The organism is Vibrio cortegadensis (genome assembly GCF_024347395.1).
GTDB lineage: Bacteria > Pseudomonadota > Gammaproteobacteria > Enterobacterales > Vibrionaceae > Vibrio > Vibrio cortegadensis.
In genome coordinates, this window is the sequence record NZ_AP025473.1 from 132297 (window position 1) to 146007 (window position 13711).

Consider the following 13711-nt stretch of genomic DNA (forward strand, 5'->3'; position numbering starts at 1 on the left):
CGCCTGATTAAGCGATGATCTCCATGTCTTTACCTACTTGGATAAAGGCATCAATGGCACGATCTAACTGTTCACGAGTATGAGCAGCCGACATTTGTGTACGAATACGAGCTTGGCCTTTTGGCACAACAGGGAAAGAGAACGCGACAACGTAGATATCTTTTTCTAACGCACGCTCTGCGAATTCAGCTGCTAATTTTGCGTCACCTAACATAATTGGAATGATAGCGTGATCAGCACCGCCCATAGTGAAACCAGCCGCTTCCATACGAGTACGGAAGTGTGCAGAATTTTCCCACAGTTGAGTGCGTAGGTCGCCAGATTCAGCAAGCAGATCAAGCACACGAATTGAAGCAGAAACAATTGCAGGAGCAACAGAGTTTGAGAATAGGTACGGACGAGAACGCTGACGTAGCCAGTCGATCACCTCTTTCTTACCTGATGTGTAACCTCCTGATGCGCCACCCATTGCTTTTCCTAGCGTACCAGTAATGATATCGATACGGTCGATAACGTCGTGGTGTTCGTGAGTACCCGCGCCATTTTCGCCCATGAAGCCAACTGCGTGAGAGTCATCTACCATCACAAGTGCTTCGTATTTATCCGCTAGGTCACAGATAGCTGGAAGGTTCGCAACCACACCGTCCATAGAGAACACACCATCAGTTACGATAAGTGTATGGCGAGCACCCGCTTCTTTTGCTGCAATTAATTGCGCTTCAAGTTCTTCCATGTTGTTGTTCGCGTAACGGAAACGCATCGCTTTACAAAGACGAACGCCATCAATGATAGAAGCGTGGTTTAGTGCATCTGAGATGATTGCATCTTCTTTGCCTAAAATAGTCTCAAATAGACCCGCGTTAGCATCAAAACAAGATGTGTATAGGATCGTGTCTTCTTTGCCTAGGAAAGTAGACAGTTTTTCTTCTAGCACTTTATGTGAGTCTTGAGTACCACAGATAAAGCGAACAGAAGCCATACCGAAACCGTGCTCATCCATGCCGCCTTTTGCTGCTTCGATGAGGGCTGGGTGGTTAGCTAAACCAAGGTAGTTATTAGCACAAAAGTTCAGTACTTCTTGGCCTGTTGAGATAGAAACTGACGCTTTTTGTGCTGAAGTGATGATACGTTCTGATTTGTATAAACCATCATTTTTCACTTCTTCAATTTGATTTTGAATCTGTTGGTAAAATGCTGAAGACATTATCCAATTCCTTCCTAGTTATTATGAATAGTAACTTTAGAGTCACTTTTTCGTAGGGGGACAAAAATCATTCGCTATATGGCTTACATTTACTAAAAAACCATAGTGTGAGCTGAATCACTTTTGCTCTAAAACCGTTGTCATCATTGTAGTTCATCCATTTGATTTCGATTATCCCTCAAGGTGGAAAAGCATTGGTGAATTCAAGGCACAAATATAACGGTCATTCCCTCTTACCATTACTGACGTATTTTATTGTGAACTATAGAGAAGATAATGTCCGGCTAGACCCAATAAAAAAGCGACCTAATTTAAAAACTAGATCGCTTACATCCATAATCACTAGAAAAGAGGTCAAAATCTAAACTGCGATACTGGCAATAGAGTAAAGATTAGAAATTAAATCGATCTAATCCCTTCGCTAGCATTTGATCAGCTATGTATCTATGCGCTGCCGTAGTTGGGTGCGTAACCCCCCAAAATACATATTTATCAGAACCATTTGCCGCACAATCATTCGTTAGGCTATGACTCAGTAAATAATCAATAGAAGAGCTTCGATTAATATTCAAACAGGCGTCACTAGCATTTGCAAAGCCATGCTGAGTCGGATTACCCGTCAACTCTTCAAACAGTGTGTATGTATCATACAGCGTCACATTATACCCTTGCAGAATATAGTAAGCCGCTTGCTCTTGAATGAAACTATTAAAAGCGATTATTTTTGCACGAACTTTAGTAACCTCTTCTGTCGTTGAATACTTAAATTGCGGTGCTTTTGTTGCATCAGGCAGAGTCATCAATAAAATATTTTTTGCCCCAGCATCGGTCAAGCGAACAAGTGCGCTGCTATAATCCGCTTTTACGTCTCCAACCTCACGGTTGTAATTCATAAAGTCATTGAGGCCAAACTCTAAAGTAAATAGAGTATTTTCTGGGTTATAGTTCTTTGCCATCTTCATATAAGTAAGGTATGACGTCACTTGATCATAAACACCAGTCAAAGCAACATACTGATTGGTCCCTGCAGCACCACCTACCGCCCAATTGTAGAGGGGCAAGTTTTTTGCGTTCGCAATGTATTCCGTCCATACAAAACCATTAGAGAAATGGCCCAAGAACCACGAGTTCGGATTGGGGAAACGCCACTGGGCAGCATTAAAGATATTACCGGTATCAGAGAGGCTATCTCCAAAAGCAACCATGCGATTAATCTGATTTGGTTGCATCACCGCATCATTGGTCCATATCGAATGGTTATATGAAAAACGATTATCTGCCGCAAAATAGGTCATATCGACATTTTCTCTGTCCATGCCTAACGTTTCGCTACAGCGTTGCTTAATTAGTTCTTGAGGTGTATCGGTATAAAACAGGTTTTTAAAAGAGGTCGACGACCACCAATATCCATCAACTTTTAGGTAGTTACCTTCGGAATTCTTCGCCCACTCCCAATCAGAAGCAGAGTCGTCATGTGAATTACTGGTGCGGTACCAACAACGCACATAGGTATAGGTTTCTTTACCTTGAACGCCACTGACTTGTGCCGCAGTAATCGATTCAGGAACAACGACGGTTTCTGTTGCCGCCGTAACAGTAAAAGGCAATATTGCGCTAAGTAGAATAGTCAATTTTTTCATCGTATCTTTCTTCTTATGATTAAATGACAAACCAAATATAAGACAACCTTATATTTGTAACGATTCAATTTTGAGCAATTACTCTAGTGAGTCAATACAAAACGTATGCAATTGATCTGGTTCTGGTATCAAGATCAATTTATCAATCACAACCTGTACTCTTGGCATTTATAAAACAAGAACACCTACACTCAAGAGCAAAAATATCGACACCATATATAAGCACATGCTTTATAAGTAATTTATTAACTACTCATTATTCCGTTCTACGTTAACTTAATTCGTTTAAGCCGTGAATCTTTACACGAATCATGATTTAAAATTCATCAATTTATATTTTAGAAACCTTCTAACATGCCAATAATATAATAAAGCCACAATCACTATCCGTAATCGTGGCTCTACATAATATTTCTTGCTAACCATAAGCTGTACTAGGTTGTAATGGGTTCTCTCTCTACGTTATCTTCACTGTGTTCTGCTAGCCAATATAGCCAGATCATCACTAAGCAGAGGAAGAAGCAGACCCCAAACAGCCAGTTTGAACTGAGTGATTCAATCACCACCCCACCGACAAGAGGTGCAATGGCAAAACCAAGGGAATACAAAGCTGCGGCTCCAAAATAGGAACCTCTTAAATGTGCAGGAGCCAAACGGTCGATCTGAACATTTAGCGTCGGGAATGCAATCACCTCCCCCATACTCAACACAAAACAGGCAATTCCCCACCCAATTGGCCAATCCGCAGGTGTCATTAAAAAACCTATTTGAGCTGCAGCCATCAGAGCCATACCTATTCGAGTTCGAACAAACAGTGGAATGTGTTCTAACCATTTCAACATCGGAAATTGGAATATAATAATGGTAAGCGTATTAACGAGTACTAAGCCTGCAATAATTTGCGCAGCATCCGATGTCGATGCTCGTACAATAACCTGAGGAATTGATGATTCAACTTGAGCATAAACAAACATCATAATGAAGTTCGCTAGCATCAATTTAACGAAAATATTGTCTTTACGGATAACCTTGAGCGTCGCGGAGAAATTGGGCAACATCGATGAATCAGGTTTTGTATGCACTCCTCGCCTCTCTATCCCGAACAGAAGCCAAAACCCGTATACAACGTAAGTCGCCCCAGCAATAAAGAATAAATTTTGCGGCTGGCTCAGCCCAATGGTAATACCGATCAGCGGCCCAATCGCACCACCCAGATTTAACAAAAAATACCGTACGTTCAACGCCAACTCTCGGTCTTTTACATTATCTAAATTATCACCGATGACAGCTTTGGCTGGCGCTTCAATCATTGGGCGCATCAGTCCCGTAATGATGATCAATACATAAAATTGCCAAACCTCACTGGCCAAGCCAATTCCGCTATAAGCGACGGCTGCGATCCAACTTCCGCACACCATGACCCACTTCCGACCAAACTTGTCAGAAATATAGCCTGAATAAAGCCCTGTCACCGCCCCTACAACGGCAGATGATGCCAACATTCCACCCACTTCAACTGCGGTTGCCCCATAATCTTTATACAAGAAGACAATCAAAAATGGCCATGCCATAAAAAAGCTGGTGCGTGCGATTAATGTCCCGACCAATACCGTCCACACTGAAAAATTAAACCTTTGTACTCTTTCAAGCTGAAATAAACTGTCCTCACTTTTGCTCATAGAATCTCCCTTTAACGACCTAACCATTCCGCATTGTGCAACATGCATCACATTTGCATGCTATTTAGCCAGTATAGAAAAGTAACGTTAAAAATAAAGGATAAATTTACTCATGCTATCAAAACAGTATTAATCATTAATATCATAAATAAAGCCCTTGTTTTTATTTCATTTATTCAATAGCGATTACCATCAGTTCGATACTTTATCTGGTACTTATGCATGAGAAAATTATCAATTTTGCCAAACTAATTTACAGCACGGCATCAAGCATGCGTTATTATCAATTTATTTAAAACTCGACAGCTGACCACGCTTTATCCTAGCGAGAAGAATTAAATGCCTGTATTTTGTTATACGTAGAGCCGCAAGTAGCAATACACTTATGTTTTCACATGAAAGTGATATGCGTAAACCACTGAATTCACCGACCAAAATGATAAATTATGATTAACCCCAAACTGATTTCTTTATTACCTGATCTTGCTTCATTTATATTGGTTGTGAATGAAGGTAGTTTTACTGCCGCGGCCAAAAAACTCGGAGCAACCCCTTCCGCTCTTAGTAAGCTGATTACACGCTTAGAAAATGCGTTATCCGTTAAATTATTTGAGCGCACCACTCGAAAGTTGATCATTACGCAAGCAGGGCAGAAGGTGTATGACCAAAGTGTATTGATGGTTAATGCCGCTCAGCAAGCGGTTGAACTTTCAACGGAAGATCATGCTGAGCCCGCAGGTTCACTCACGGTTGCAGCCCCGGAAGCCTTTCTCAATTCAGTTCTCCAACCTTTCGTTGTACCTTTCCTCAAACAGTACCCGGAAATCCAACTCAAGCTACGAGCCGCTGATGGCAATATTGATCTGTTTAAGCATAATGTCGATGTAGCGTTCAAATTGACAGATAAACCTGATGAAAATTTGGTATTAAAAGAGATCGGAAAGACGAATCTAGTGCTCTGTGCCAGCCCGGATTACTTATCTCAAAAAGGGATTCCGGATCACCCAACAGAACTTGCAACTCATGACTGCCTGTATCTTGCTGAAACCGATAAAGATCATATTTGGGACTTTTTAAAAGATGATGAATTCCACACAGTATCAGTCACTGGCCGTTACGCGGTGAATCACTCTCAAATGCGCTTAAATGGTGTCAAGAATGGTTTAGGGATCGGTATTTTCCATGATTTTGTCATTAAAGATGCGATTTCTGAAGGGAGCGTAGTTCAGGTTCTTGATGACTGGACGATTAAGAGTAACTACCACGGTGCGATCGCAATGCAATACGCTCAAACTAAATATATGCCTGCTCGTTTGCGAGTCTTCATTGACTACGCAATCAATAACTTAACTCACAAGCTTTACATCGACCAACAGTAATCTCTCGTTCAGATTATGATAAAAACCTGAGTTCACTTTGCAGCGGTAAACTCAGGTTTGATGCCTTAGATTTAATCGAATCCGCTAGTTAAGTGCCGACTTTAACTGGCTTACACGCTGAAAGATAAGCCAGTCAATAATGAGCATAACAGCAATCGTTCCGCCCGCCATTGGCATTACCAACCCCAAAATAATGATGGTCACAATACCTGCCTTCCATAAGCCATCACTCTCAAAACGAGGTGGCGCACCGATTCTCATTTGTCCTGTCGGTCGACGGATCCACCACATGACACCCCCCGTAACAGCAATGACAATAAAAGCTAAGCAGAAAACCACATTCAAAATTTTATTCAATATACTGATGTCACCTTGATGAAGTGCAATACCTGCCGCCATTAATTTCGCGACTACGCTGTAATCATCCCAAGTCACATCCGCTAAGATTTTTCCTGAATATTGATCGATATGAGTCGTTCTATCGAGCCTTGGATCAGTAACATCTCCGCTCATGGTGTTTGCTGTTAAGGTGTAAACTCCGGTTTCTGAGCGCGGGAAATTCAATTTAAACTGCGTAAAACCTAACGCTTTGGCTTGGCTCAACAGTTGATCGATATTCACTGCTTGTAATTCCGCATGCGAGCCCAATTCATTACTGTCATTCTGGGCTAACATCGCACTGTGATCGTGAGATTCAGGCAACAATGTCTGTTCCAAATTCCATGGCACCTCCTCTTCACTACCATGATTCATGGAAGCATGAGTTAACGTTGACAGTGGTACATCATCCCACTTCTGTGCAGGAAAACTGCTCCATGGCTGAACAAATTTACTTCCCCACACGCCCGCCCAAGCTAATCCCGAAATTAGAAAAAGCAACATCACAATGGACAAGACACCACCAAGGTTCGCATGAAGATCACGCATAAAAATACGAGAACCACTTGCCCACCTTAAGGTCAGAAATCCGGCTTTGCTCGCGGCATCTCGTGGTAACCAAAGATAAATACCACTAACAAGTAGAACCACACTCAAACTCGCAGCAATTTCGATCAAGTAATCTCCCCAATCTCCTATTAATAAGGTGCCATGAATATCATTGGCAAGCTGATACCAGCTATCACTTCGATCTATACTTCCTAAAAGTTGCCCATTGAATGGATCAACCGTAATAAATCGTGTCTCTCCTGAATCAAATTTAATAGAGAAACGGTTAGCGAGATCAGGCGTTGGGGCGGGAATAAATTGCGTGACGACGGCCTCTGGATAGGCCGAAACCACCTTGTCTAACTGGGTCGATACCTTCAATCTTGTCTCTTGCGGTGTCACTTCAAGTTGTGTTTGATAACGATTAAATTCTATTTCATCATCAAAAAGCATGACTAAGCCAGTCAGGCTCAAAATCAACATAAATGGGATCACAAAAAGGCCAGCGTAAAAATGCCAACGCCAAGTTAAAAAGTAACGGGATTTTGAATCATTTTTCGCACGTGATGCATCCATGGGCGCAGCCGAAGCTTTATCGCTTTGCATTGTTTTTCCTTTCTTCCAAGCAAAGAAACCCGTCCACATCAATGGCGAGTTCATTCCTTGCTTACTTTGACTTTACTTCATACCAATTCAAACATAAGGCTTGATTGGTTCATTATTTTTATAGTGTTCAACAAATTTTCTAAGAAAGTATCGTCGGAGGGGCGCGAGGAACTTGCCATTGATAACGAACACTTAGAGCCAAAAAAGTGTATCGACTTTCAATAGCGAAACTCAATCGTTGGAGTAAAGGTGTGGTTGAAAGATCAATTTGATGGAAAGGGGAAAAATGACTAAATGGGCATGGTTTTCCGTTGTGAGTGTCCGCAGTTCCCTCTTCAATTTGTACTAACTCAAAACCATTGAGTGTACACAATGTTGCCCACACGCCAGCACTATTACCGTGAGCATTGATAACAGGCATCAGCGCAACTAAAACCCAACTCAGGGCAGTCGCTAGCAACATTGATCGATTAAAGATGGATAAGCGTTTCATTGGTTCACTCTATAGTTTCAGGGCAAGAGTATACAATCAAACAAAACTTATCAAAAAATCATAACACTATTTTAACCCAGTTCACGAAGTTGTATCTTTGTGAACCACATACAAAAACACTCTGCTGTAGAAGCAGAGTGCTTTAAATCGGCAAAGGCTTAGGATATCGAGAGGTGAGTAAAGCGGTACATTGCTTACTTGCTTGCTCACCCCTAGCTCAATTTAACCAAACAATCGGCTCCAAATGCTTGGGTTTCGCTTATCATGGTATTCAATTCTTAACTCATCAATCTGGCGTAGCGTTTTTTTAGCTTCTTCAAACTGACCTTGCTCGACTTGTAACTCCACATCACTCACCACGGAAGACAGTTTATTGAAGCCACTCATATAGAGCGCCTCTTTCTCTTTTGGATAACTGCCATTTTGGGAGATTTGAACCAACTCATCTAACCTTGCAAGGGGCGCTTTCATCTCTTCAATGCTTTCCGCTTCTGCTGCTTGATTAAACGCTAGACGCATCTTTTTCATTGTGGCGGTTAGATCGATACTTTCTGCCGCAACATTTCCCGCAAACAATAAGCAAGCCAATAGCAAAGACAATTGCTTCATTTTTATCTCCGATTCATTAATAGACAATTTCAAATTCATTTCTGTGCCGCGAGTGTATAGCAATTTGAGCCTAAATAGACACTCTTTATCCGTGACAATTTATGTCGACCTCTCAAAATAAAAAAGAGGCCAACCTATTCGTTGACCTCTTTCCACTGTGATTCTGTTGGCTTTCAATCTCTAATCAAAACTCGCCAAAGAGGCGTACTCTTCAATCTGGCTGCGACCACGTAATGCTAAAAATGAAAGGAATTGCTGAGGCGTATGAGTGATCACTTTTCGGCTATCCACACCGACTCTATCCAAAAGCTCGCTGACTAAATCTAACCGCCCCACGTCTTGACAGAAATGCGCATCACTTCCGCTGGTAATATAAGCACCGACATCTTTAGCCACTGTCGCAATGTCAAAGCAGCGATCCACACTGCCAACACGGCTATTACCTTTCAGCGTGGTGTTATTGATTTCTATCGCCACATTGTACTCTTTGGCACATTGGATGACGGCTTCAAAGTCAAAATCAAAATTAGGGTTTCCTAAGTGGCCTAAAGCATCGACTCTGCCGCCCTTGATGACATTGAGCAAGGCTTCGGTATGCGTCGCTTTATCTGCTGGTCGAAATACTGGTTCATGAAAACTGGCTATCGCCCAATCTAAATTCGAATCAACTGAGGGATGAACATCGATCTCGCCCTGAGTGTTCATAATGTTCGACTCTACACCACGAATAATCGCAACGTCTTCAATAAAGCGTGGCAACACTCTCTGATTGCTGAAAAACCAATAGTGTGGCGCTCCAGGCATCGATTCTGAATGGTCAGTGGTGCAAAACATCTTAAGTCCATGTTCACTTGCCGACTTAGCATTTTCAATCAGTGTGCTGTATGCGTGACCGCTTGCATAGGTATGAGTGTGTGTGTCAACTTGTAAGATCATTGCCCTGCCGTTCTAAGTAAGTAGAAGTGATAGTTAAAACTAGTTTAACAGCGAAGCCATAAATTGACAGTATTCAAACTTAGCTTTCACCTTTTTGTCACAAGTGCAGAATAGTTTTTCAGGCTTTAAAAACGTCAGCGCCTCACAATAATCCATTTTCAAGACTCTAAATTGGAAGCTTTTTTTGCATCATTCGTATATTGGTCAATAATTAAAATTGTCATTAGATACGGATTTCTTATGAAAAAACATCGCTACCCTTTGAGCATCCATATTACTAGTCTGTTTTTGGTGCTGACGACTATTGTAGGCATAGTCTTAATATCAATGAGTTACCGACACTCTCAAGAGCTTTTGTCAGGTACCGCTCATGATGTGAGCCAAGAGCATAGTCAAAAACTACGTTCGATATTCAAACAGAATATCGCCCCAGTGCTCACCACTATGAATTTTATGGCACTGACTTCGTTTATAAGCCATCAAGATGATACTGAAGAACAAAAACCGTGGTTGGAGTCAATTGATCTAGTATTCAAACAAAATAAAGGGCTAGTGGCTCTCTTTTATACCAATGAGAATGGTGATTTCACCCTCTTTCGCCCTTTGCCTACCCATAAAATTCGTACCCAATTCAACGCGCCTGCAAAAGCAACCATGTTAATTAATAACGCCTCACTTTCAGGTAAAAATGAATTTATTTATCTAGACGGGAACCATAATCAGATTGGTTACAGCAACACCGAAGACAATACCTTTGACCCTCGGATAAGACCTTGGTTTACCAATGCTCATATCGATGGAGAAATCAGACTCTCACAGCCCTACTCTTTTTATTTCTTAAAAACGAATGGCATCACACTTTCTAGACGCTCATCAAATGGTGTAAATGTCGTTGGTGCTGATTTCACTTTAGACTCTATCTCCGAACAGATAAGTGATTTGGCCTATTCTGATAATTCCAAATTGGCACTATTTGATGATCAATTTAACCTACTTGCTAGCCATCAACTGAATATTGATCACGAAACGGGTATGGCCAATCAGCAGCAAAGCTTAAGTCGTAGTGTTTTCTCGTCAATATTAGGAGAGCCTACAGAGGCATCTATCATTAAAACCGTCACTTACAATGTTAATAAATGGTCTTTAACCGTCACCCCGGTAAAGCTAACCGATCATGTCACTTTACTGCTTGCCGAAGCGACACCGCAAGACGATCTCTTAGCTGATCTGCTCTCAATGCGAGACAAACAGGTCACCGTTGCCATTTCAATGCTCATCGTCTGTTTTTGCATTGTCTGGTTAGTTGCCAACCGTCTGGCGCGTCCATTGCAGAACTTGGTATTACTCACCGATAACATTGCTCGTTTTAATTTTAAGAAAACCCGTTACCCGAAAAGTATGATCAAAGAGGTCGCCAACCTCACTCACTCAATCGAACTCATGGAGCATACCCTGCATGATCTCCTGAACTTGTTACGTGATACTGCCAGTAATCAAGATTTTGGTCTGCTCGCAAAAACCATCGCTCACCAAAGTTACTTAGTCACCAAAGCAGAAACGATCGTTCTCTTTATTCAATCGGATGAAGAGGATCAATTTTTAACCGCTGCGAACCATGCCATTATTCCTTTTAAAGCGGATATCAACGAATTTATTAAGGAGACACCATGGCTACATGCAAAACTCAAAGAGGGGGAAATCATCCATATCAATCGTGAGGACAACGCTCTGAAACAACACCAAGACACCATATTCAATAGTGACCTTTATCTTTTCCCATTATTGAATCGTGAAAAGCAACTTGTTGGCATTCTTGTTCTTGGTTACGAACGTTCAATCACCACTAGCCAGGCAGATAAACACGCGTTTCTACGCGAGTTGCTGAGTTTTGCTGAAATAGCCAAAGACAATATCGACCAAATGCAACAGCAAAAGGACATGCTAAATGCGTTTATCGAACTCATTGCCTCTGCGATAGATACTAAGTCCCCTTATACTGGCGGGCACTGCCAAAGAGTGCCTGAGCTAACTAAATGGTTAACGGAAGCTGCCGAAAAAGATAACCAATATTTCCCTCATTTTTCGATGGATGCCAAAGAGTGGGAAGAGCTGAACCTTGCCGCATGGCTACATGACTGCGGCAAAGTCACGACCCCAGAATACATTGTTGATAAAGCGACAAAACTTGAGACCATTTACGATCGAATACATGAAGTGCGCATGCGTTTCGAGCTGATCAAAATGCAGGCTGAAATTGAGTATTGGCAAGGCATAAGTCGCGGTGAGAATGCTGACCAACTCAAGTTAAAATTGCACCAGAAGCATAGAGAACTTGACGATGAATTCCTCTTTGTTGCCGAGTGCAATGTAGGCGGTGAGTTTATGGAAGACAGCAGTATTGAGCGTCTGCATAAGATAGCTCAACGCCAATGGAAGCGAACGCTTGACGATCAAGTCGGTATTTCGTGGATCGAAAGAGAGCGATGTGGAAATAGCGCGCCTCTTCCAACCATGGAGAACTTACTTGATGATAAGGTGACCCACAAAATCCCATGGCAAGAAGGCAATCGCCCACAAGACATTTGGCAAGAAGACTTCGTTCTTGAGCCGCCAGAGCTACGTTATGATCGTGGTGAACTGCATAATTTAACCATTCGTCGCGGCACTCTGACAGATGAAGAACGCTTCATGATCAATGACCATATTGTGCAAACACTCTCGATGCTTAAGCGACTGCCATATCCTGATAATCTAAAAAATATTCCTGATATCGCCAGCGGACACCACGAAAGAATGGATGGTAAAGGCTATCCGAGAGGCTTAAACGAAGAGCAACTTCCGCTCCAAGCACGAGTGATGGCAATCGCCGATGTGTTTGAAGCCTTAACGTCTAGTGACCGACCTTATAAGAAATCAAAAACACTGTCGGATTCCTTATCCATCATGACGGAGATGGCAACCTCCGGGCATATCGACCCTAAATTGTATGTCATCTTTCTAGAGCAAGAAATTGATCAGCAATATGCCGACGACTTCCTTGACCCGAAACAGCACTCTAAGGTAGACAGAGAACACCATTTAAAATTGGTCAAGGAGTACATTCGCTCACAGTTTTAAAAGCGGTGAGCCACCTTCTGGTGACAAGCTCACAACCTTAGCTGCCTTATAACGAATGTAATGAGCCTGCACTCTAGGCATAAATGTATTGATAATACTTGCGGTGATAATGAGTCCAATACCTTGCAATTGGTGAGTGCTAAATGTGTGTTCCAAAAATTGCCACTGCCAAACAGAAGTGAAAAGTAAATTAGTGAAGATCAATGGTGCCAATTGCGAGCCGGAGTCCACCAGCTTGTAAGCTTTTGCTCTAAACACTTGGGTATTAATCACGAGCAGAGCCAAACTAACAATCACCAGCCAATGAAATACATGAGTATCGGCACTCGTCAATGACAGAACATCCTGAGCTAACACCCCTTGCCCTTGCATCATCATTGCTGGAATCAAACAAAGGCTCGCAATCAAGAATGTCCAAGCGTTTAACTCGATTGGTGTCATGTTACCTTTTGTCGCTCGATACAGACTTAGCTGTGAACCAGAGTTAAACACACCAGCCATAAGCCCAAGCAAAAGCTCTGGTTTAAAGTGAATACCCGACACATCTCCTGCCAACAGCAACACGCCACTAAATGTGATCGTTAAGCCAAAAACAGTTACGATCGAAACTTTCACACTAAATATTAACTTTTCTAACAAAGGAATAAACAAGGGACCCGTGCTAAATAACACTACACTCTCAACGAGTGACAGAGACTGTAATGAGATAAGAAAACAGATCTGACACGCTGCAATACACAGTGCTCGAATCACGATAGGAAAGTGCATCGACTTGGGAGGAAGCCACTGTTTAGAGCCTGATCGTTGATGCTCTTTTGAGTGTTGATCTAGTGCATTCCGACCCACAAGATTCGTCACTATGACAAATATAAACAGCAAGATACATGGAATGGAAAAACGTAAAAAACTGAGCACTGCTGGGCTAATTTGTTCAGATAAGTGCTTAGCTAATAACCCTGTAATAGATAAGCTAAATGTGGACAACAACATAAATATTACGGGCTTAAATTGATTCGGCATACTACTCTCCTCTACCTGCCGCTAGTTTAGCGATCTGACAAGCAAAGAAATAACGAGTATTATTAACCAGTCTTGTAAGAAAAACTTACCAATACTTTAGC

At 41.9% G+C, this 13711-nt stretch carries 10 protein-coding genes; 2 read left to right on the forward strand and 8 right to left on the reverse strand.

Annotation, left to right across the window (positions count from 1 at the left end):
* Positions 1–7: 7 nt before the first annotated feature.
* From OCV39_RS15130 to OCV39_RS15140, 3 genes are all read right to left on the reverse strand, one after another.
* Positions 8–1204 carry a glycine C-acetyltransferase gene (locus tag OCV39_RS15130; protein WP_113798314.1) on the reverse strand — a complete coding sequence of 399 codons (1197 nt, stop codon included), beginning with the start codon at positions 1202–1204 and terminating at the stop codon, positions 8–10.
* A gap of 392 nt (positions 1205–1596) precedes the next feature.
* Positions 1597–2844, reverse strand: a complete 1248-nt coding sequence (locus tag OCV39_RS15135; protein ID WP_261889912.1) for an SGNH/GDSL hydrolase family protein — start codon at positions 2842–2844, stop codon at positions 1597–1599.
* A 434-nt stretch (positions 2845–3278) separates the two neighbouring features.
* A complete protein-coding gene (locus OCV39_RS15140; RefSeq protein ID WP_113798318.1) occupies positions 3279–4523 on the reverse strand; it encodes an MDR family MFS transporter in 1245 nt (414 codons plus the stop codon).
* A gap of 446 nt (positions 4524–4969) precedes the next feature.
* Here OCV39_RS15140 and OCV39_RS15145 point away from each other — a divergent pair, with 446 nt between their 5' ends.
* Positions 4970–5902 (forward strand): LysR family transcriptional regulator, encoded by a 933-nt coding sequence (locus OCV39_RS15145; protein WP_136995136.1) that lies wholly within the window; start codon positions 4970–4972, stop codon positions 5900–5902.
* An 84-nt stretch (positions 5903–5986) separates the two neighbouring features.
* On the opposite strand, the gene OCV39_RS15150 is transcribed toward OCV39_RS15145, so the two are convergent.
* From OCV39_RS15150 to OCV39_RS15165, 4 genes are all read right to left on the reverse strand, one after another.
* Positions 5987–7435 carry a PepSY-associated TM helix domain-containing protein gene (locus OCV39_RS15150; RefSeq protein ID WP_261889913.1) on the reverse strand — a complete coding sequence of 483 codons (1449 nt, stop codon included), beginning with the start codon at positions 7433–7435 and terminating at the stop codon, positions 5987–5989.
* A gap of 139 nt (positions 7436–7574) precedes the next feature.
* Positions 7575–7928, reverse strand: coding sequence for a hypothetical protein (locus OCV39_RS15155; protein WP_017052926.1), 354 nt, complete (start codon positions 7926–7928; stop codon positions 7575–7577).
* A 222-nt stretch (positions 7929–8150) separates the two neighbouring features.
* Positions 8151–8537 carry a cytochrome b562 gene (locus OCV39_RS15160; RefSeq protein WP_017052927.1) on the reverse strand — a complete coding sequence of 129 codons (387 nt, stop codon included), beginning with the start codon at positions 8535–8537 and terminating at the stop codon, positions 8151–8153.
* A gap of 180 nt (positions 8538–8717) precedes the next feature.
* The gene (locus OCV39_RS15165) at positions 8718–9473 is read right to left on the reverse strand and encodes a phosphatase (RefSeq protein WP_017052928.1); all 756 of its coding nucleotides are present in this window, start codon (positions 9471–9473) and stop codon (positions 8718–8720) included.
* Between the two features lie 240 nt (positions 9474–9713).
* On the opposite strand from OCV39_RS15165, the gene OCV39_RS15170 reads away from it, so the two are divergent.
* Complete coding sequence (locus tag OCV39_RS15170) at positions 9714–12590, forward strand: HD domain-containing phosphohydrolase (RefSeq protein ID WP_261889914.1); 2877 nt, start codon at positions 9714–9716, stop codon at positions 12588–12590.
* Here OCV39_RS15170 and OCV39_RS15175 read toward each other — a convergent pair.
* Positions 12579–13610, reverse strand: coding sequence for a DMT family transporter (locus OCV39_RS15175; protein WP_261889915.1), 1032 nt, complete (start codon positions 13608–13610; stop codon positions 12579–12581). The genes OCV39_RS15170 and OCV39_RS15175 overlap by 12 nt on opposite strands.
* Positions 13611–13711: the final 101 nt, after the last annotated feature.

Bases quoted from the DNA above. Each gene is read 5' to 3' on its own strand.
- OCV39_RS15130 (WP_113798314.1), bottom strand. From the start codon at position 1,204: ATGTCTTCAGCATTTTACCAACAGATTCAAAATCAAATTGAAGAAGTG.
- OCV39_RS15135 (WP_261889912.1), bottom strand. From the start codon at position 2,844: ATGAAAAAATTGACTATTCTACTTAGCGCAATATTGCCTTTTACTGTT.
- OCV39_RS15140 (WP_113798318.1), bottom strand. From the start codon at position 4,523: ATGAGCAAAAGTGAGGACAGTTTATTTCAGCTTGAAAGAGTACAAAGG.
- OCV39_RS15145 (WP_136995136.1), top strand. From the start codon at position 4,970: ATGATTAACCCCAAACTGATTTCTTTATTACCTGATCTTGCTTCATTT.
- OCV39_RS15150 (WP_261889913.1), bottom strand. From the start codon at position 7,435: ATGCAAAGCGATAAAGCTTCGGCTGCGCCCATGGATGCATCACGTGCG.
- OCV39_RS15155 (WP_017052926.1), bottom strand. From the start codon at position 7,928: ATGAAACGCTTATCCATCTTTAATCGATCAATGTTGCTAGCGACTGCC.
- OCV39_RS15160 (WP_017052927.1), bottom strand. From the start codon at position 8,537: ATGAAGCAATTGTCTTTGCTATTGGCTTGCTTATTGTTTGCGGGAAAT.
- OCV39_RS15165 (WP_017052928.1), bottom strand. From the start codon at position 9,473: ATGATCTTACAAGTTGACACACACACTCATACCTATGCAAGCGGTCAC.
- OCV39_RS15170 (WP_261889914.1), top strand. From the start codon at position 9,714: ATGAAAAAACATCGCTACCCTTTGAGCATCCATATTACTAGTCTGTTT.
- OCV39_RS15175 (WP_261889915.1), bottom strand. From the start codon at position 13,610: ATGCCGAATCAATTTAAGCCCGTAATATTTATGTTGTTGTCCACATTT.